The following is a 17977-nucleotide window of genomic DNA, read 5'->3' as shown; positions in this document are numbered from 1 at the left end:
CCATAATCTGGGGTTTGCCACCTCGCCAACCGTTAATCGCAACCGTTTACCGCAACCGCCCTTACAGGAGAAGACATGACTGACTACCAAAAACGTTCATTGCTCAAGCTGGCTGCCCTTTCCGCAGTCGCTTCCGCCGCTCTCATCGGGTGCGGCAAGAAGGAAGAGGTCGCACCTGCACCGGCCCCCGCACCCGTGGCCGCACCGGCTCCGGCCAAGGTGGAGCCCCTGAAGATTGCCTTTGCCTACGTCGGCCCGGTTGGCGACGGCGGCTGGACTTTTGCGCACGACAACGGCCGCAAGGCGATCGAGAAGGAATTTGGCGACAAGGTGGTCACCAGCTTCGTCGAAAAAGTCCCCGAGTCGGCCGATGCTGAACGCGTGATCCGCGACATGGCCAGCCAGGGCAACAAGCTGATCTTCGGCACGACCTTCGGCTACATGGAGCCCATGCTTAAGGTGGCCGCCGACTTCAAGGACGTGAAGTTCGAACATGCCACCGGCTACAAGACCGCAGACAACCTGCGCACCTATGACAGCCGCACCTACGAAGGCGCCTACATGGCCGGCGTGATCGCCGGCAAGATGAGCAAGACCGGCACGCTGGGCGTGGTCGGCTCGGTGCCGATTCCAGAGGTGGTGCGCAACATCAACAGCTTCACGCTGGGTGCGCAGTCGGTCAATCCCAAGGTCAAGACCAAGGTGGTCTGGGTCAACGAGTGGTTCAACCCGCCGAAAGAAACCGAAGCCGCCACCGCGCTGATCAACGGCGGCGCGGACGTGCTGTTCCAGAACACCGACTCGTCGGCCGTGCTGCAGACCGCCGAGAAGATGAACAAGCGCGCCTTCGGTTGGGACTCGGACATGACCGCCTACGGCCCCAAGGCCCACCTCGGTTCGGCCGTGATCAACTGGGGGCCTTACTACATCAAGGCCGTCAAGGATGCGCTTGATGGCAAGTGGGTGACCGGCCAGACCTGGTGGGGCGTGAAAGAAGGCGCCATCGACATGGTGTCGATTGCCGCCGACGTGCCCGAGGACACCAAGAAACGCGTCGACGAGATCAAGGCCGGCCTCAAGGATGGCAGCTTCTCGATCTGGAAAGGTCCCATCATGGACAACACCGGCAAGGAACTGGTCGCCAAGGACGCCGTGGCCGACGACAAATTCCTCGGTGGCCTGAAGACCTACGTCAAGGGCGTGGAAGGCACAGTCCCGGGCAACTGATGCCGGATACGGTGCGGTACGGCGGCGTCAGGCCGCTGGCCGTGCAGTAGCAAAGCCCAAGCCGCCTCCGGGCGGCTTTTTCTGTTTTTGGAGCCGACATGAATTCCGTCCGACCTGTATCCCCCGACCGCCTGCCCGATTTGCTGCGTGCCATGCCCAAGGCCGAGCTGCACATCCACATCGAAGGTTCCCTCGAGCCCGAGCTGATTTTTGCGCTCGCCCGGCGCAACGGCATCCAGCTGCCGTACGCGAGCGTGGATGACCTGCGCCGCGCCTATGCCTTCACCAACCTGCAGAGTTTCCTGGACATCTATTACGCCGGCGCCAGCGTGCTGATCACCGAGCAGGATTTCTACGACATGACACGAGCCTACCTGTTGCGGGCGGCGCAGGACAACGTGATCCACACCGAAATATTTTTTGACCCGCAGACCCACACGGCGCGCGGGATCGGCATGGAAACCGTGATCAAGGGCCTGCACCGCGCCTGTGTCGATGCGCAGGCCGAGCTCGGCATCAGCGCCGCGCTGATCCTGTGTTTCCTGCGCCATCTCAGCGAGGAAGAAGCTTTCGAGACGCTGGAGCAGGCCCTGCCGTTCCGCGACCTCATCATCGGTGTGGGGCTGGACTCCGGCGAGGTCGGCAACCCGCCCGAGAAGTTTGCGCGTGTGTTTGCACGCTGCCGCGAACTCGGGCTGCACCTGGTGGCGCATGCGGGCGAGGAGGGCCCGCCGGAATACATCTGGACGGCCCTGGACCTGCTCAAGGCCGAGCGCATCGACCATGGGGTGCAGTCGGCCAAGGACCCGTCGTTGATGCAGCGTCTGGCCAAAGACCGCATCGCCCTGACGGTGTGCCCGCTGTCCAACCTCAAGCTGTGTGTGTTTCCGGACCTGGCCAACCACAACCTGCGCCAGTTGCTCGACGCCGGGCTGGCCGCGACCGTCAACTCCGACGACCCGGCCTATTTCGGCGGCTACATGAACGAGAACTTCACGCAGACCTTTGCGGCCACCGGGATGGAGGCGCAGCATGCCTGGACGCTGGCGCGCAACAGTTTCGACGCCAGCTTCGCCGACGCAACGGCCAAACGCGGCCACATCGAGCGGCTGGCCGCCTGTTTCGAGAGTTTCCGCTAAGGCCTGCTAACAGGCCCTGGCCCCGGGCGCTTGCAGCTCAGGACTTGGCGTCCCGGTTGACCCAGGGGCTGGCTGGTGCGCCGGAGGCGGTCGGATCTTCCGGCAGACCCACCACGGTTCTGACTGCGCGCATCAGCGCGTCGGCCTCGAAAGGTTTGGTGACATAACCGTCGGCGCCGCCGGCCAGGCCCTTGATCACGGACTCGCGTGTGGCTTTTCCGGTCAGCATGATGACCGGCACGTTTTTCAGGGCCGGGTGCTGGCGCAGCCGAAGCAGGATGTCAAAACCGTCGGCGTCGGGCAGCATCACGTCGAGAAGAATCAGGTCGGGAATCGGGGGCTTGCGGAATTCGGCCACCACTTCCGCCCGGTTGCCCGCCAGCCGGACCTGGAAACCTTCGAAGGAGAGATAGGTCTGGATGAACTTGGCGAGCATGGGCTCGTCATCCACCACGATGGCCGACAGCATCTCTCCGGGGGCCAGCGTGCGGGCGGGTCCGCGGCCGCGCGCGATGCTGACGTAGTAGCCGGCCTTCTTGAGGGACGCAGCGCCCGAGTCGGCCTCGGCTTCGGCATTGGACAGGGCGAGCTGGTTCAGCTGGATGTTGAACTGTTCGGTGAAGGGATCGGCCTCGGCCTGCGCCAGCAGCCCGCGCTGCAGCAGGCTCTGGAAGGTGTCCGAGAATGTTTCGGCGGAGACGGCGGGCATGCCGGCCTTGATTTGGGCAAAGCTCAGGATGCCGTCGATGCGGATCAGCAGCTCAATCTCGGCCGGCGGCAGCGTGGTCGCGCCGCTGCGCAGCTCCTGCTGGCCCTTGGGCGTGAGTTGGTAAACGTCGTTGTCCCGCATAGTCGCTGGCTTTCCTGTGTATCGCTCCGGCTGCCCGGCGAAAGGGCTCTGTTTTGCCGTTGATTATCGTCGTTTCGGGGCGGGCGGGCGCCGTCGCTGTGCTACCGTACGTGCAGGACAGTACGCCGCTTTGCGGCAGGATCCCTTCCATCGCATGAGCGCACCCATGAAACGCCTGATCACCGCCCTTGCCCTGATGAGCCTGAGTGCCGGCGTTGCCGCGCAATGGACGCCGGTCATGATCGATCCGGTGGTGGTCACCTACATCGATCGCACCACCCTGCGCGGCAAGGGCGGCATGGTCAGGATGTGGTGGCTGATGGATTACCAGGTGGTGCAGATCACCGACGAAAAGGGCTATTTTTCGCGCCTGCACCACAGCGAATTCGACTGCAAGGGCCAGCGCATGCGCCTGCTTTCGGTAGCGCTGCTGTCCGAGCCCATGGGCCACGGTCAGGCGGTGTTCAAGGACCCGTTGCCGCGCAAATGGGAAGCCGTGCACGACGGCTCTTTCCAGGACGCGTTGTGGGACATTGCCTGTATAGCGTATTAGCCCCGTGGATATGGAGCCCCCACGCTCCCCCACTGCGTGTGGGTCGCTGCCCCCCGAGGGGGCGCTGCGCCTGCGGACTGGCTGAGCCAGATCCGCGGCCCCTGCTTGAATGAGGACCGAGACCTCAGTGGCTGCTTCGGCCGCCCGCAGGACTGGACGACCTGAACAGCTAAAATAGCGCTTCACCCGCGCGCTGTCCCGGCGCGCTGGTGTTTTTTTATTCTCCGGGGCCATGTAGAGGACCACCATGTACAAAAACCTCGCTGCCGCGCTCGCGGCCGCCTGTTTTATTTCACCCGTTTTTTCCCAAGCTGCGGCGCCTGCGAAGGAGCCTTTGAAAATCGGCTTCGTCTATGTGGCGCCGCTGACCGACGCCGGCTGGGTGCGCCAGCACGACGACGCCCGCAAGGCCGTCGAGGCGGCGCTCGGCGACCGGGTCAAAACCACCTATGTCGAAAACGTCCCCGAAGGCGCCGATGCCGAGCGTGTGATCCGCGACCTGGCCAGCCAGGGCCACCGGCTCATCTTCACGCCCAGCTTTGGCTACATGGAGCCGACGCTGAAGGTGGCGAAGGACTTTCCGGACGTGAAATTCGAGTCCGTCACCGGCTACAAGACCGCACCGAACGTGGCGGTGGCCAATGCACGGTATTACGAAGGCCGCTACCTGGCCGGCATCGCGGCGGGCCAGCTGGCCAGCAGCGCCGGTTATGTCGCGGGCTTTGCCATTCCCGAAGTGATCCAGGGCATCAACGCCTTCACGCTCGGCATGCGTTCCGTGAACCCGAAAGCCGAGGTGAAGGTGGTCTGGCTGGGCGCCTGGTTTGACCCGCCGCGCGAACGCGAAGCGGCGATGACGCTGTTCAACCAGGGCGTGGACGTGATCGCTTTTCATACTGGCTCCACGGCCGTGATGGCGGCGGCGCAGGAGCGCGGCAAGCTCGCCATTGCCTACCATTCAGACATGCGCAAGGTCGCCCCGGATGCCCAGGTGCTGGCGGTGACCCACCAGTGGGGCGATTACTACACCCGGCGCGCGCGGTCCCTGCTCGACGGCAGCTGGAAAAGCGGTGCCGTGTGGGGCGGGGTGAAGGAGGGCATGATCCGCGTTGACAGCTTCGGCCCGAAAGTGCCGAAGAAAGTGGTGGACGAGGTGCTGGCGCGGCAGAAGGACATCGCTGCGGGCAAGCTGCATCCTTTCCGGGCGGGCACGGCGCTGCTGGACAACGAGGGCCGCGAGGTGCTGGCCACCGGCAAGACGCTGACGGACGAGCAGATCCTGGGCATGAACTTCCTGGTGCAGGGCGTCCAGGGCAAGCTGGCCAAATAAACCTTATGCGGACCGGCATATTGCGCCGCAGCCTGCCTGCGGTACCCTCGTGAAATGAAAGCCTGGCGCGCCTCCCTTCTTTATTTCCCCGAGCCGGCACAAGCTGTGCTGGAGACCGACGGCCTGCTGTTGGTCGGCCCCGACGCCGCTGGTCGTCAGATCGTGTTGGCCGTGGGCAGCTACAGCGAACTGGCGCCGCGTTTTCCCGGTCTGGACATCACCCACCTGCCGGGCCGCATCATCGCGCCCGGTTTTGTGGACATGCACATCCACTACCCGCAGCTCGACGTGATCGGCTCGCCCGCCGAAGGCCTCCTGCCCTGGCTGGAGAATTACACCTTTCCACATGAAAGCCGTTTTTCGGATGCCGCGCACAACAGGGAGGCGGCGGCGTTTTTTGTGGATGAACTGTTGCGCCACGGCGTGACGACGGCGCTGGCCTTTGCCACCTCGCATCCGGCCTCGGTCAATGCACTGCTCGGCGAGGCGCAGCGCCGCAGCCTGCGAATGATCGCCGGCAAGGTGTTGCAGGACCAGAACTCGCCCGATGGCGTGCGCGACGCCACCGAACAAAGCCTGCTCGACACCGAGGCGCTGATCACGCGCTGGCATGGCGTGGACCGGCTCGGCTACGCGATCACGCCGCGTTTTGTGCCCAGTTGCAGCGAAGCGCAGCTGCGCGGCGCCGGCGAGCTGGCCGCCCGCTACGCCGATGTCTGGATCCAGTCGCATGTGGCCGAGAACAAGGACGAGATTGCCTGGGTGCGCGAACTGTACCCGCAGGCGCGCAGCTACCTCAGCGTGTACGAACAGTTTGGCCTGTTGCGTCCGCGCGCTGTGTACGCCCACTGCATCCACATTGACGACGAGGACCGCGCGCTGATGCGCGCCACCGGGACGGCCGCGGCCGTCAGCCCGACCAGCAACCTGTTTCTCGGCAGTGGCTTTTTTGACTATGTCGCCGCCGACCGCACGGGTTTTCTGTACGGACTGGCCAGCGACGTGGGCGGTGGCACCAGCTTCAGCCCCTTTCACACCATGCTTGCCGCCTATTACGTGGGCCGGGAAGGCCAGACCAAGCCCGGCGTGTCGCTCAAGCCGCAGCAACTGTGGTGGCAGCACACCGGCGGCGCGGCGCGTGCGCTGGGCCTGGGCGGTGTGGTCGGCAACCTGCTGCCTGGCTGCGAAGCCGACTTCGTGGTGCTCAACCCTCAGGCGACCCCGCTGCTGGCGCGCAAGACGGCGCAGGCCGGCAGCCTGGACGAGCTGCTGTTTTCGCTGATCGTGCTGGGGGACGACCGTGTGGTGGAGCGCACCGTGATTTCGCAGGCTGGCAGTGCCGGTTAGCCGGATTGTGCAGAATATACGTTGTATCGGCCGCCAGCCCTTTTTGAACGGGCGCAAGCAGCTATTAAATAAATAGCAAGCCTGTTGGCAGCCTGCCCCCGCCGCAGCTTGCCTACAATTGGCGGCAAAGCAAGGAACCTTCCGAATGAGCATCAAAAGCGACAAATGGATACGCCGCATGGCCGAGACCACCGGCATGATCGAACCTTTCGAGCCGGGCCAGATCCGCGAAAGCGAAGGCAGGAAGATCATCAGCTACGGCACCAGCAGCTACGGCTACGACATCCGCTGCGCGCCCGAGTTCAAGGTGTTCACCAACATCCACAGCACGGTGGTTGATCCGAAAAACTTCGATGAAAAGAGTTTTGTCGACTTTCACGGCGACAGCTGCATCATCCCGCCCAACAGCTTCGCGCTGGCGCGCACGCTGGAGTACTTCCGCATCCCGCGCAACGTGTTGACCATCTGCCTGGGCAAAAGCACCTACGCGCGCTGCGGCATCATCGTCAATGTCACGCCGTTCGAGCCCGAATGGGAAGGTTACGTGACGCTGGAGTTCTCCAACACCACGCCGCTTCCGGCGAGAATTTACGCGGGCGAAGGCTGCGCGCAGGTGTTGTTCTTCGAGAGCGATCCCGACGACGTCTGCGAAGTCAGCTACAAGGACCGCGGCGGCAAGTACCAGGGCCAGGTCGGGGTGACGCTGCCCAAGGCTTGAGTCGGCGCTCAAGCTGTGTAGCCGCTCGCGTCAGGCCTGATGCGCTGCAGGCGGCGCGAGAGATGTTTGCAAAACGCAGCCTTTGGATGTACAGGAATACGCGGAGAAGATGGCATGTAACAGCATGCTACATTTCCCGGGCATTTCCAATAACCATATCCAAAGGGGAGCCCAGTGTCCATCCGTTTCTATTCCATCGTTCTCGCGTGTGTTGCCATGACGGGTTGCGCATCCATCGTCAATGATTCGACAAATCCTGTCCGTTTTGAAACCTACAGCGCCAGCGGCGTCGAGATCAAGGATGCCGAATGCAAACTTGAAAATGACTATGGCCAGCAAGTCGTCAAGACGCCTGCAACGGTGAATGTGCGCCGCTCATCGAAGGACTTGCAGGTCACCTGCGTCAAGGCTGGCGAAGCAGACGGACGCGGCGTTGCCATCTCGCGCGCCAATGCCGGCATGGCAGGCAACATCATTTTTGGTGGCGGAATCGGCGCCATCATTGATCACAACAAAGGCACGGCCTATACCTATCCGATGTGGATGCGGGTGGTGATGGGAAAACTCCTCACGTTTGACCGCAGGGCCGACGTTGAAGGCCAGCCCAACCGGGGTGTCGAGATGACCACGCCGGTGGCTGCCAAATAGAAACCAGGAAGCGCTTGCATCAATGAAAAAAGCTGACAGTGTCAGCTTTTTTTGTTTTGTCTGGCGGCGCGTTTTGCGCCCGGCCCTGTTGCAGTCTATTTGACCAGCAGCACCGGAATTTCCGAGTCGGTGACCACGCGCTGGGCCACGCTGCCCATCACGGCGCGGCCGAGAATGCCATGACCGTGTGTGCCCATGACAATCATGTGGGCCTTTTCGCGTTTGGCGGCGCGCGCCACTTCAGCGGCGGGTGAGCCGGCGACCCAGATCGTGCGGTATTGCAGCTTGTGCCGCTTGAGGAAACGCTCGATGGGGTCCAGCACCTTCTTGGCCTCGTCCTCGTAGTAAGCGTTGACGGTGCTCGTGCCTACCATGCCCTTGACGCGCGGAGGAACGGGCGGCTGCACGTTCAGCACCACCACCTCATCCTCGGGGCCGGCCAGGCTTTCATGCGTGACGAGAAAAGCCAGGGCCTTTTTGGTGTATTTGCTGCCGTCAGCGGCGAACAGGACTTTCATTATTTCTCCTTGTGCTGGATACTGGATAAAAAACAGGTTATGAAAACCAGTTTAGCGCAACACCAGCACGGGAACGCTGCTGTGCGTCAGCACATGCTGGGTTTCGCTGCCCAGCAGGACACGTTTGAGCCCCTTGCGGCCATGCGAGGCCATGACGATAAGGTCGCATTTGTGTTTTTTCACGGCCGAGATGATGGACTCGGCCACCAGGTCGGACCGCGCAATGACGGCCTTGGCCTTGAGGCCTTCAGCCTGCGCCTGCAACTGAACGGCATCCACCACGGCCTGGCCCTTGTCGGCCCACTGCTTCTCGGTGCGGGCCACGTCCTGCGCAGAAATCGTGATGCCGCCTTCGAAATAGCTGACCGGGTACCGCGGCACCACATAAAGCGCGACCAGTTCGGCACCCACGACGCCGGCCAGATCAATGGCGCTGCGCACGGCTTTTTTCGAGAGGGTGGAACCATCGGTGGCGACGAGGATGCGTTTGTACATGGCGGGGTCTCCTGGGGTTGATGCGAGGCTTGCAGCTTAGGCTGGCGATAGTCCGGCGCGCTTGATCCATGTCAAGCGGGTGCTACCGGCGGGCGCTAGGCTTGTCCCATGCACACTGCCACCCTCGATACCGGCGCCGCGCGACAGGCCTTGCGCTGGTCCGCTCTGGATGAGCGCGCCGAATGGGAGGGCTTCAGCCGGCCGCTGCCGGGTCGCGCTGACCTGTGGGAGTCCTACCTCGCGATCGAGGGCATGCATTGCGCGGCCTGCTCGCTCACGGTGGAGGAGGTGCTGCAAAAGCTTCCCGGCGTGGACAACGTGCAGGTCAATGGCGCCAGCGCGGTGGCCCGCGTGGCCTGGTCGCCCGGGCAGGGCCGGCCTTCGGCCTGGCTGGCCGCGCTGCAGCGGGCCGGTTACGGGGCGCTGCCCGCCGGCGACATGCTGGCTGCGGCGCCGCGCATCCAGGCCCAGCGCATGATGCTCTGGCGCTGGCTGGTGGCGGGCTTTTGCATGATGCAGGTCATGATGTACGCCTTCCCGGCCTACATCGCCGAGCCGGGTGACATCTCGTCGGAGGCCCAGGGCCTGTTGCGCTGGGCGTCCTGGGTGCTGACGCTGCCGGTCGTGCTGTTTTCCTGCTGGCCGTTTTTTTCTTCAGCACTGCGCGACCTGCGCAACCGGCGTGTCGGCATGGACGTGCCGGTGGCGCTGGGCATCCTGATTGCGTTTGGTGCCAGCTCGGCCGCCACCTTTGACCCGGGGTCGCGCTGGGGCGCCGAGGTCTGGTACGACTCGGTCACCATGTTTGTGTTCTTCCTGCTTTCCGGACGCCTGCTGGAGCAGCGCCTGCGTGACCGCACCGCCGGCGCGCTCGAGGCGCTGATGCGCAGCCTGCCCGACGGCGTGGAGCGGCAGGGAGTGGACGGCACCTTCGAGCGTGTGGCCGTGCGCCGCCTGGTACCGGGCGACGTGATCCGCCTGCTGCCCGGTGACGTGATTCCAGCCGACGGCACGGTGACGGCCGGCGAGAGCCAGGTCGATGAAGCGCTGCTCACCGGCGAGTCCACACCGCTGCAGCGCCGCGTCGGCAGCGCGGTCATTGCCGGCAGCCACAATCTGAGCGGCATGCTGCTGGTGCGGGTGGAGCGCGCAGGTGGCGAGACCCGTTATGCCGCCATGGTGGCGCTGATGGAGCAGGCCTCGGTGCAGAAGCCGCGTCTGGCGCGAATCGCGGACCGCATCGCCGGGCCTTTTGTACTGCTGGTCTTGCTGGCCAGCGCTGCCGCGGCGCTCTGGTGGTGGCCCACCGACCCGGTGCATGCGATCAGCGTGGCCGTGGCGGTGCTGATTGTGACCTGTCCCTGCGCGCTCTCGCTGGCCACACCGGCCGCGACGCTGGCCGCTGCCGGCGCCCTGGCGCGGCGCGGTGTGCTGGTGCGGCGGCTGGAGGCGCTGGAGAGTTGTGCCATGGTGGATACGGTGGTGTTCGACAAGACCGGCACGCTGACCGAAGACCGCATGGCGGTGACCGTCAGCCGCACCCGCGAGGGGACCCCTGCCGCGCAGGCATTGTTGCTGGCGGCTGCGCTGGCGCAGCATTCCATGCATCCTCTGTCGCGTGCCATGGTTCAGGCGGCGGGCACCGTGACGGGATCTGCTGAGGATGTCACTGAAGTTTCCGGCCAGGGGTTGCAGGGCTGTGTCGCTGTCGGCCCTGGCGTGAAGCCGCGTGTCATGCGTCTCGGGTCGGCCGCGTTTTGCGGGTTGTCGCCCGACGACCTGGCCGCGACCGGCCCGCAGGTGTATTTGTCGGATGAACAAGGCTGGCTCGCCAGTTTCGAGATGGACGAGGCCCTGCGGCCCGACGCCAGGCCGGCGGTGGGGGCGTTACACGCCATGGGCCTGCAGGTGCAACTGCTTTCCGGTGATTTGCTGGCCGCCGTCACGCGCCTGGCTGCGCGTGCCGGCATCGACAAGGCGTTCGGCCAGCGCACGCCCGAAGGCAAGCTGGCCCATGTGCGCGAGTTGCAGCAGCAGGGCCGGCGCGTCGCCATGGTGGGCGACGGCATGAACGACGGGCCGGTGCTGGCCTGTGCCGATGTGTCGGTTGCCATGGGCCAGGCCGTGCCGCTCGCGCAGGCCAAATCCGACTTCATCGTGCTGGGGGGGCAACTGGCTGCGGTGTCTGGATTGCTGCAGCATGCGCGCCGTACCCGTGCCATCGTGCGCCAGAACCTGATGTGGGCGGCCCTGTACAACGCCGTGTGTGTGCCCCTGGCCATCCTCGGCTTCATGCCGCCCTGGCTGGCCGGACTCGGCATGGCCGCCAGTTCGCTGCTGGTGGTACTCAATTCAGCCCGGCTGGCCCGCCTGCCGGAATAAAGGACGACGCCATGGACATTCTTTTTTTACTGATTCCCCTGTCGGTGGGGCTGGCGCTGTTGATTATTGTCGCGCTCGCCTGGGCCGTCTGGCGTGGCCAGTTTGACTCCGTGGACGCCGAGGGCGAGCGCATTCTTCGATCGGATTGACTTGCATCAAGCGCCCCCGACATGACAAAAGAGACACTACTTACATATCGACAATAGGTGACTCATGAACGAACCACAAGCTCGCACTGCTTACTACCACGACACGGTCGTGCGGCAGTTTTCCCTGATGGCCGTGGTCTGGGGCGTCGTCGGCATGCTGGTCGGCGTCATCATCGCCTCCCAACTTGCCTGGCCCGAACTCAACTTCGGCATCCCCTGGCTCAGCTATGGCCGGCTCCGGCCGCTGCATACCAATGCGGTGATTTTTGCGTTCGGCGGTTGCGGCCTGTTCGCCACCAGCTATTACGTGGTGCAGCGTACCTGCAGTGTGCCGCTGTTCGCCCCCAAACTGGCCGCGTTCACCTTCTGGGGATGGCAGCTGGTCATCGTGGCGGCAGCGATCAGCCTGCCGTTGGGGTACACCTCGGGCAAGGAGTACGCCGAACTCGAATGGCCCATCGACATCCTGATCACGCTGGTGTGGGTGTCCTACGCCATCGTCTTCTTCGGCACCATTGGCATCCGCAAGGTGCGCCACATCTACGTGGCCAACTGGTTTTTTGGTGCCTTCATCCTGGCCATCGCCCTGCTGCATGTGGTCAACAGCGCCGAGGTGCCTTATAGCTGGATGAAGTCCTACTCCGCCTACGCCGGTGTGCAGGATGCGATGATCCAGTGGTGGTACGGCCACAACGCCGTGGGCTTCTTCCTGACCACCGGCTTCCTGGGCATGATGTACTACTTCATTCCCAAGCAGGCCGAGCGGCCGGTTTACAGCTACCGCCTGTCCATCGTCCACTTCTGGGCGCTGATCTTCACCTACATGTGGGCCGGCCCGCACCACCTGCACTACACGGCGTTGCCGGACTGGACCCAGTCGGTTGGCATGGTGTTCTCACTGATTCTGCTGGCGCCCAGCTGGGGCGGCATGATCAACGGCATCATGACCCTGTCGGGTGCCTGGCACAAGCTGCGCGACGACCCGATCCTGCGCTTCATGATCGTGTCACTGTCCTTCTACGGCATGAGCACCTTCGAAGGGCCCATGATGTCCATCAAGACCGTCAATGCCCTGAGCCATTACACGGACTGGACCATCGGCCACGTGCACTCCGGCGCCCTGGGCTGGGTCGGTCTGATCACGATGGGCTCCTTGTATTACCTGATTCCGCGCATGTTCGGCCAGAAGAAGATGTACTCGGTCAAGGCGATCGAGGTGCACTTCTGGACCGCCACCATTGGCATCGTGTTTTATATCGCCGCGATGTGGATCGCCGGTGTGATGCAGGGTCTGATGTGGCGCGCCCTCAATGCCGACGGCACGCTGACCTACACCTTCGTCGAATCCGTCAAGGCGACCTATCCCTTCTACGTCGTTCGGGTGTTCGGCGGACTGCTGTACCTGTTCGGCATGATGGTGATGGCCTGGAATACCTGGATGACCGTGGCCAATGGCCGCTCCGTCACCGTGGCCGTGCCTGCGCCGCAAGCCGCCTGAGGAAACACACATGAGCGATAACAAAAACACCACCCCCGGCTTCTCGCACGAGAAGGTTGAAACCAACAACTTCCTGATGATCGTGCTGATCCTGCTGGTTGTCGCCGTCGGCGGCCTGGTCGAGATCGTGCCGCTGTTCTTCCAGAAGTCCACCACCGAGCCTGTCACTGGCGTCAAGCCCTACAACACGCTGCAACTGGCCGGGCGCGACGTTTACATCCGCGAGGGCTGCTACAACTGCCACTCGCAGATGATCCGGCCGTTCCGCGCCGAGACGCTGCGTTATGGCCACTATTCGGTGGCTGGCGAATTTGTCTACGACCATCCCTTCCAGTGGGGCAGCAAGCGAACCGGGCCTGACCTGCACCGCGTGGGCGGCAAATACAGCGACGAATGGCACCGTATTCACCTGAACAATCCGCGCGATCTGGTTCCCGAATCGAACATGCCCGCCTATCCATGGCTGGAAAAAAACCTGGTCGATGCCGCCGACATGGCGCCGCGCATGCGTGCACTGCGTGTGGTGGGCGTGCCCTACACCGATGCCGAGATCGCCAAGTCTGCCGAGGACGTCAAGGGCAAGACCGAAATGGACGCCTTGGTCGCCTACCTGCAAGGCATGGGTCTGGCCCTGACCAACAATTTCGCCGGCAAGACCGTGGGGGGCAGCGCGGCCACCGGGGCGCCCGGCGCGTCGGCCCCGCCGGCTGCACCTGCAGCACCCGCTGCCAACTGACAGGAGCCATGCCAATGGACATCACCACCCTGCGAATCCTGGCCACACTGGCCAGCTTCGCCACCTTTCTGGGCATTGCCTGGTGGGCCTACGCCCGCCACAACCGTGACCGCTTCGATGAAGCTGCGCGCATCCCGTTTGAGCAGGATTGATCATGAGCGATTTCACCGGTAATTTCTGGTCGGTCTATGTGGCCGTCCTCACCCTGGTCGGCATCTTTGCCTGCCTGCTGCTGCTCTGGATCACGGCGCGCAAGAAGGTCACCCCCAGCGCCGACAACACCACGGGCCATGTCTGGGACGAGGACCTGCGTGAAATGAACAACCCCATGCCGCGCTGGTGGATGTGGCTGTTTGTGCTGACCATCATTTTTGCCCTGGGTTATCTGGTGGCTTATCCCGGACTGGGCAGCTACAAGGGTGAACTGGGCTGGACCACCCACGGCGAATATACCGACGAGGTTGAAAAGGCCAACAAGGAGCTGGCGCCGCTGTATGCGCAGTTCACCGCGAAGCCGGCCGAAGTGCTGGCCGGCGACCCGGCGGCCATGGCAGTCGGCGAGCGTCTGTTCATGAACAACTGCGCCCAGTGCCACGGCTCGGACGCGCGCGGCAGCAAGGGTTTCCCCAACCTGACCGATGGCGACTGGCTGCATGGCGGTGCGCCTGCCAAGCTTGTCGAGACCATCAATCTGGGCCGGCAGGGCAACATGCCGCCCATGGCCGCGGCTGTGGGGACACCCGACGATGTGAAGAACGTGGCCCATTACGTGCTCAGCTTGTCCGGCAGTCCGCACGACTCGCTGCGGTCCCAGCTCGGCAAGGCCAAGTTCACGGCATGTGCTGCCTGTCATGGCATGGACGGCAAGGGCAACCAGGCCTTGGGTGCGCCCAACCTCACCGACGACATCTGGCTGCATGGCTGGGGCGAACAGGCGATCGTCAGCATGGTTAATAACGGCAAGGTCAACGTCATGCCGGGCCAGGCGGGTAAGCTCACCGAAGCCCAGATCCATGTGCTGTCAGCCTACGTCTGGGGTCTGTCCAACAAGCCAGCGACGCTCGCGACCGCGCGCCCCTGACCACCGAAAGAGTTCACCCCGTGCAGGAATCCCCGGTCCGCAAGATCATCCCCATCGTTCCTGAGGAAGAGGTATCGCTGTACGAGGCGCAGAAGAAGCTGTACCCGCGTTCGGTGACCGGGCTGTTCGCCCGCTGGCGCTGGTTCTTCGTGTTCCTGACCCAGCTGGTGTTTTATGGCTTGCCCTGGCTGGAATGGGGTCAGCGGCAGGCTGTGCTGTTCGACCTGGGTGCCCGTCGCTTCTACCTGTTCGGCGTCGTGCTGTACCCGCAGGACTTTATTTACCTCACCGGTCTGCTGGTGATCAGCGCGTTGTCCCTGTTCCTGTTCACCGCAGTGGCGGGCCGGCTGTGGTGCGGGTTCACCTGCCCACAGACCGTCTATACCGAGATATTCCTGTGGATCGAGCGCAAGGTCGAGGGTGATCGCAGCGCGCGCATGCGGCTGGACGCGGAGCCGGCTTCGGCGCGCAAACTGTTGAAAAAGGGGACCAAGCACTTCCTGTGGATTGCCTTGTCGCTGTGGACCGGCTTCACCTTCGTCGGCTATTTCACGCCGATCCAGACCTTGTGGACCGAGGCCTTCACGCTGTCGTTTGGTCCGTGGGAATGGTTCTGGGTGAACTTCTACGCCATCGCCACCTATGGCAACGCCGGCTTCCTGCGCGAGCAGGTGTGCAAATACATGTGCCCCTATGCGCGCTTCCAGAGCGCCATGTTTGACCGCGACACCTTGATCGTGAGTTACGACACGGCTCGCGGCGAGCCGCGTGGCGCCCGCTCGCGCAAGGCCGATCTGTCCACTCTGGCACTGGGGGCCTGTGTGGATTGCACCCTGTGCGTGCAGGTCTGCCCCACCGGCATCGACATCCGCGAGGGTCTGCAGTACGAATGCATAGGCTGCGCCGCCTGTGTGGATGTGTGCGACACCGTGATGGACAAGATGAACTACCCGCGTGGCCTGATCCGCTTCAGCACCCAGAACGCCATGGCTGGCCAGTGGAGCAAGCCCCAGCTCTGGCGCAGGGTGCGGCGTCCGCGCGTGCTGGTCTACAGTGCGATCCTGCTGGCGCTTTGCGTCGGCCTTTTGTGGAGCCTGCTTGAGCGTACGCCGCTGAAAGTGGATGTGGTGAGGGATCGTGCAGCGCTATCGCGCATCGTCGCCGGCGGCAAACTCGAGAATGTGTATCGGTTGCAGATCATGAATGCCACCGAGCAGCCGCAGCGGTACCGCATCACGGCGTCCGGCCTGGAGGGTCTGGCGCTGGCTTCGGAGTCCGAAGTCGATATCGGCCCGGCCGAATCGCGCTGGGTGCCGGTGCGCTTGCAGATCGGCTACGGGTCGGCCACGCCCGGATCCCACGCGATCGAGTTCAATGTCGGGGACGTTGCCGGCGAGAGCCATGTGAGCGAGAAGTCGATTTTCCTTGTCCCACGATGATGGAGAGCAACATGAAGGAAAACAACATGAACATTGCCCAGGCGCCGCAAGCGGCACCCGCACCCTGGTGGAAATTCGGCTATGTCTGGATGGTGATTGCGGGCCCCGCTGTCGTGGTGGTGGCCGGCTTTGTCACGCTCTGGCTTGCCCTGGTCAACCCGGAATCACTGGTGGCGGAGGACTATTACCGGCAAGGCATCGAGATCAACAAGACACTCGCCGCAGAGCGGGAAAAATCCCTCATGCCGGCCGTGCAGGGTCGCAACCATGCAGCCACGCCGACGGGTGCCACGCCGGTGCCGGCTGGACAGCGCTGAACCACCCCAAAAGACAGACGGAGACAGCCATGTGGAACCAGAAACTGATGTGGATCGTATGGCCGGCGTTCCTGGGTGCTTGCGCGCTTGAGCTGCTTGTCTTTGCGGTGGTCGATCCGGGTGACCTGCACTGGTCTGGCCAGTCGCTGGGTCTTTCGCGGCAGGGCGTGTACACGGTGGCATTTTTTGTATTCTGGATGGTGTGTCTGGTGTCGAGTGCATTGACCGCTCTGCTGGGCATGTCATCCGCCGAGGTCAACCGCTGTCCCATCCCCACAGGTGATCGACCGGACAGTTGCCGACCGCGCTAACACGGATACGGGTTAGCTGGCGCATTACATTTCAGGACGGCATGGTCATGACCACCCTGTTCAAGGATCGCGCCGAAGCCGGTCGTGTTTTGTCCGGCCATCTGCTGGCATATGCGGGACGCGACGATGTCGTCGTGCTGGCCTTGGCACGTGGCGGCGTACCGGTTGCGTGGGAAGTGGCCCGGGCGCTGGCGGCTGAACTGGACTTGCTGGTTGTGCGAAAGCTGGGGGTGCCGGGCCGGCCCGAGCTGGCCCTGGGCGCCATTGCCAGCGGCGGCGCAAGGTACATCGACCCCAAGGTGCTGGCCGCCAGCGGCCTGAGTCCGCAACAGCTCGAAGAGATCATCGCGACCGAGACCCGTGAACTGGCGCGCAGCGATGCGCTGTATCGCGGGTCGCGCAAAGCTGCACGCATCGAAGGGTGCACGGTCATTGTGGTGGATGACGGTGTAGCCACCGGAACCTCGATGTGCGCCGCATTGATGGCTTTGCGAGCGGCCAAGCCAGCGTGGATTGTGGTGGCCGTGCCGGTTGCGCGTCCAGGTGCCCAGGAGTGGATCGGGACCGCGGCTGATGAGTTTGTCTGCGTCCTGAGTCCGCCGGATTTCCGCGGTGTCGGGCACTGTTACAGCGACTTCGGATCGGTGGACGACAAGAAGGTGCGCACCTTGTTGGCCGCATCCTGAGGACGCTCTGCTGCGCCACAGCCAAGTAGGGCTAAGTAGGGCTGGCCCGCCTCAGTGGCCGGCTGGCTTGCTGTCTGAGCGGATCACCAGCACCGGCACCGGGGCGAGCCGGATGACCTGCTCGGCACCGCTGCCCAGCAACACGCGCCCGACGCCGCGCCGACCGTGGGTACCGACGACCACCAGGTCGGCTTTCCATTGCCTGGCGGCCTCGGCCACCGCCTCGGCCAGGCGCTCCCCCAGATTGTCGAAAAGCACCGTATCCGCCTCCACGCCTGCGGCCTGCGCAATGGCCATGGCGTCATTGAGAATCTGCATCCCGGAGTCGCGCATGATCCGGGTCAGATCACCCGAATAGCCGCCAAATTGTTCATATCCGGTCAGATGGCTCAGTTCTTCCAGTACATGAACAAGCCGAACCCGGCCGCCAGCATCCCTGGCGAGTTGCAGCGCCGCTGTCAGGGCCTTGTTGGAGGTATCGCTCCCATCGACGGGAACAAGTATTCGTTGGTACATGATCGACTCCTGGGGGGGATGCGGTAGAGCGGAACCC

At 63.7% G+C, this 17977-nt stretch carries 21 protein-coding genes; 17 read left to right on the top strand and 4 right to left on the bottom strand.

The window, feature by feature from the left end; all coding sequences use genetic code 11:
- Positions 1–75: 75 nt before the first annotated feature.
- Positions 76–1227 carry a BMP family ABC transporter substrate-binding protein gene (locus AAG813_RS01255; RefSeq protein ID WP_341910990.1) on the top strand — a complete coding sequence of 384 codons (1152 nt, stop codon included), beginning with the start codon at positions 76–78 and terminating at the stop codon, positions 1225–1227.
- Between the two features lie 98 nt (positions 1228–1325).
- On the top strand, positions 1326–2366 hold the full coding sequence (locus AAG813_RS01250) for an adenosine deaminase (RefSeq protein ID WP_341910988.1): 1041 nt from the start codon (positions 1326–1328) through the stop codon (positions 2364–2366).
- Positions 2367–2403: 37 nt separating this feature from the next.
- Here the strand turns inward: AAG813_RS01250 and AAG813_RS01245 are convergent, their stop codons facing one another.
- The gene (locus AAG813_RS01245) at positions 2404–3216 is read right to left on the bottom strand and encodes a response regulator (RefSeq protein ID WP_341910986.1); all 813 of its coding nucleotides are present in this window, start codon (positions 3214–3216) and stop codon (positions 2404–2406) included.
- A 166-nt stretch (positions 3217–3382) separates the two neighbouring features.
- Between AAG813_RS01245 and AAG813_RS01240 the strand changes: the two genes are divergently transcribed.
- The 5 genes from AAG813_RS01240 (at position 3383) to AAG813_RS01220 (ending at position 7812) form a co-directional block, all read left to right on the top strand.
- Complete coding sequence (locus AAG813_RS01240; RefSeq protein ID WP_341910984.1) at positions 3383–3769, top strand: surface-adhesin E family protein; 387 nt, start codon at positions 3383–3385, stop codon at positions 3767–3769.
- Between the two features lie 247 nt (positions 3770–4016).
- Positions 4017–5099 (top strand): BMP family ABC transporter substrate-binding protein, encoded by a 1083-nt coding sequence (locus AAG813_RS01235; RefSeq protein WP_341910982.1) that lies wholly within the window; start codon positions 4017–4019, stop codon positions 5097–5099.
- Between the two features lie 54 nt (positions 5100–5153).
- Positions 5154–6446: a guanine deaminase gene (guaD, locus tag AAG813_RS01230; protein ID WP_341910980.1), complete on the top strand. Its 1293-nt coding sequence runs from the start codon at positions 5154–5156 to the stop codon at positions 6444–6446.
- 145 nt (positions 6447–6591) lie between these two features.
- The gene (gene dcd, locus AAG813_RS01225; RefSeq protein WP_096663150.1) at positions 6592–7164 is read left to right on the top strand and encodes a dCTP deaminase; all 573 of its coding nucleotides are present in this window, start codon (positions 6592–6594) and stop codon (positions 7162–7164) included.
- A 174-nt stretch (positions 7165–7338) separates the two neighbouring features.
- Complete coding sequence (locus AAG813_RS01220) at positions 7339–7812, top strand: hypothetical protein (RefSeq protein WP_341910978.1); 474 nt, start codon at positions 7339–7341, stop codon at positions 7810–7812.
- 95 nt (positions 7813–7907) lie between these two features.
- On the opposite strand, the gene AAG813_RS01215 is transcribed toward AAG813_RS01220, so the two are convergent.
- Both AAG813_RS01215 and AAG813_RS01210 read right to left on the bottom strand, forming a co-directional pair.
- Positions 7908–8330, bottom strand: coding sequence for a universal stress protein (locus AAG813_RS01215; RefSeq protein ID WP_341910976.1), 423 nt, complete (start codon positions 8328–8330; stop codon positions 7908–7910).
- Between the two features lie 51 nt (positions 8331–8381).
- Positions 8382–8825 carry a universal stress protein gene (locus AAG813_RS01210; protein ID WP_341910973.1) on the bottom strand — a complete coding sequence of 148 codons (444 nt, stop codon included), beginning with the start codon at positions 8823–8825 and terminating at the stop codon, positions 8382–8384.
- 108 nt (positions 8826–8933) lie between these two features.
- On the opposite strand from AAG813_RS01210, the gene AAG813_RS01205 reads away from it, so the two are divergent.
- The 10 genes from AAG813_RS01205 to AAG813_RS01160 all read left to right on the top strand — a co-directional run bounded on the left by AAG813_RS01205 (position 8934) and on the right by AAG813_RS01160 (position 17424).
- On the top strand, positions 8934–11207 hold the full coding sequence (locus tag AAG813_RS01205) for a cation-translocating P-type ATPase (protein ID WP_341910971.1): 2274 nt from the start codon (positions 8934–8936) through the stop codon (positions 11205–11207).
- Positions 11208–11218: 11 nt separating this feature from the next.
- Positions 11219–11356 (top strand): cbb3-type cytochrome oxidase assembly protein CcoS, encoded by a 138-nt coding sequence (ccoS, locus tag AAG813_RS01200; RefSeq protein WP_096663165.1) that lies wholly within the window; start codon positions 11219–11221, stop codon positions 11354–11356.
- 64 nt (positions 11357–11420) lie between these two features.
- Positions 11421–12854 (top strand): cytochrome-c oxidase, cbb3-type subunit I, encoded by a 1434-nt coding sequence (ccoN, locus tag AAG813_RS01195; protein WP_341910968.1) that lies wholly within the window; start codon positions 11421–11423, stop codon positions 12852–12854.
- Between the two features lie 10 nt (positions 12855–12864).
- Positions 12865–13590 (top strand): cytochrome-c oxidase, cbb3-type subunit II, encoded by a 726-nt coding sequence (gene ccoO, locus AAG813_RS01190; protein WP_341910966.1) that lies wholly within the window; start codon positions 12865–12867, stop codon positions 13588–13590.
- Positions 13591–13604: 14 nt separating this feature from the next.
- The gene (locus AAG813_RS01185; protein WP_096663174.1) at positions 13605–13742 is read left to right on the top strand and encodes a CcoQ/FixQ family Cbb3-type cytochrome c oxidase assembly chaperone; all 138 of its coding nucleotides are present in this window, start codon (positions 13605–13607) and stop codon (positions 13740–13742) included.
- A 2-nt stretch (positions 13743–13744) separates the two neighbouring features.
- Positions 13745–14671 (top strand): cytochrome-c oxidase, cbb3-type subunit III, encoded by a 927-nt coding sequence (ccoP, locus tag AAG813_RS01180; RefSeq protein ID WP_341910962.1) that lies wholly within the window; start codon positions 13745–13747, stop codon positions 14669–14671.
- A gap of 20 nt (positions 14672–14691) precedes the next feature.
- Positions 14692–16110: a cytochrome c oxidase accessory protein CcoG gene (gene ccoG / locus AAG813_RS01175; RefSeq protein ID WP_341910958.1), complete on the top strand. Its 1419-nt coding sequence runs from the start codon at positions 14692–14694 to the stop codon at positions 16108–16110.
- A gap of 11 nt (positions 16111–16121) precedes the next feature.
- Complete coding sequence (locus AAG813_RS01170) at positions 16122–16427, top strand: FixH family protein (protein WP_341910955.1); 306 nt, start codon at positions 16122–16124, stop codon at positions 16425–16427.
- A gap of 29 nt (positions 16428–16456) precedes the next feature.
- On the top strand, positions 16457–16738 hold the full coding sequence (locus tag AAG813_RS01165) for a hypothetical protein (RefSeq protein WP_341910952.1): 282 nt from the start codon (positions 16457–16459) through the stop codon (positions 16736–16738).
- 47 nt (positions 16739–16785) lie between these two features.
- A complete protein-coding gene (locus tag AAG813_RS01160; protein WP_341910949.1) occupies positions 16786–17424 on the top strand; it encodes a phosphoribosyltransferase family protein in 639 nt (212 codons plus the stop codon).
- A 51-nt stretch (positions 17425–17475) separates the two neighbouring features.
- Here the strand turns inward: AAG813_RS01160 and AAG813_RS01155 are convergent, their stop codons facing one another.
- Positions 17476–17940: a universal stress protein gene (locus tag AAG813_RS01155; protein WP_341910947.1), complete on the bottom strand. Its 465-nt coding sequence runs from the start codon at positions 17938–17940 to the stop codon at positions 17476–17478.
- Positions 17941–17977: the final 37 nt, after the last annotated feature.

This window comes from Polaromonas sp. YR568 (assembly GCF_943371715.1).
Taxonomy (GTDB): domain Bacteria; phylum Pseudomonadota; class Gammaproteobacteria; order Burkholderiales; family Burkholderiaceae_C; genus Polaromonas.
This window is presented reverse-complemented; position numbering and strand designations above follow the sequence as displayed.

What these genes read in the sequence shown, in the direction of transcription:
- AAG813_RS01255 (WP_341910990.1), top strand. Translation starts at nt 76, where the DNA reads ATGACTGACTACCAAAAACGTTCATTGCTCAAGCTGGCTGCCCTTTCC.
- AAG813_RS01250 (WP_341910988.1), top strand. Translation starts at nt 1,326, where the DNA reads ATGAATTCCGTCCGACCTGTATCCCCCGACCGCCTGCCCGATTTGCTG.
- AAG813_RS01245 (WP_341910986.1), bottom strand. Translation starts at nt 3,216, where the DNA reads ATGCGGGACAACGACGTTTACCAACTCACGCCCAAGGGCCAGCAGGAG.
- AAG813_RS01240 (WP_341910984.1), top strand. Translation starts at nt 3,383, where the DNA reads ATGAAACGCCTGATCACCGCCCTTGCCCTGATGAGCCTGAGTGCCGGC.
- AAG813_RS01235 (WP_341910982.1), top strand. Translation starts at nt 4,017, where the DNA reads ATGTACAAAAACCTCGCTGCCGCGCTCGCGGCCGCCTGTTTTATTTCA.
- guaD (WP_341910980.1), top strand. Translation starts at nt 5,154, where the DNA reads ATGAAAGCCTGGCGCGCCTCCCTTCTTTATTTCCCCGAGCCGGCACAA.
- dcd (WP_096663150.1), top strand. Translation starts at nt 6,592, where the DNA reads ATGAGCATCAAAAGCGACAAATGGATACGCCGCATGGCCGAGACCACC.
- AAG813_RS01215 (WP_341910976.1), bottom strand. Translation starts at nt 8,330, where the DNA reads ATGAAAGTCCTGTTCGCCGCTGACGGCAGCAAATACACCAAAAAGGCC.
- AAG813_RS01210 (WP_341910973.1), bottom strand. Translation starts at nt 8,825, where the DNA reads ATGTACAAACGCATCCTCGTCGCCACCGATGGTTCCACCCTCTCGAAA.
- AAG813_RS01205 (WP_341910971.1), top strand. Translation starts at nt 8,934, where the DNA reads ATGCACACTGCCACCCTCGATACCGGCGCCGCGCGACAGGCCTTGCGC.
- ccoS (WP_096663165.1), top strand. Translation starts at nt 11,219, where the DNA reads ATGGACATTCTTTTTTTACTGATTCCCCTGTCGGTGGGGCTGGCGCTG.
- ccoN (WP_341910968.1), top strand. Translation starts at nt 11,421, where the DNA reads ATGAACGAACCACAAGCTCGCACTGCTTACTACCACGACACGGTCGTG.
- ccoO (WP_341910966.1), top strand. Translation starts at nt 12,865, where the DNA reads ATGAGCGATAACAAAAACACCACCCCCGGCTTCTCGCACGAGAAGGTT.
- AAG813_RS01185 (WP_096663174.1), top strand. Translation starts at nt 13,605, where the DNA reads ATGGACATCACCACCCTGCGAATCCTGGCCACACTGGCCAGCTTCGCC.
- ccoP (WP_341910962.1), top strand. Translation starts at nt 13,745, where the DNA reads ATGAGCGATTTCACCGGTAATTTCTGGTCGGTCTATGTGGCCGTCCTC.
- AAG813_RS01170 (WP_341910955.1), top strand. Translation starts at nt 16,122, where the DNA reads ATGAAGGAAAACAACATGAACATTGCCCAGGCGCCGCAAGCGGCACCC.
- AAG813_RS01165 (WP_341910952.1), top strand. Translation starts at nt 16,457, where the DNA reads ATGTGGAACCAGAAACTGATGTGGATCGTATGGCCGGCGTTCCTGGGT.
- AAG813_RS01160 (WP_341910949.1), top strand. Translation starts at nt 16,786, where the DNA reads ATGACCACCCTGTTCAAGGATCGCGCCGAAGCCGGTCGTGTTTTGTCC.
- AAG813_RS01155 (WP_341910947.1), bottom strand. Translation starts at nt 17,940, where the DNA reads ATGTACCAACGAATACTTGTTCCCGTCGATGGGAGCGATACCTCCAAC.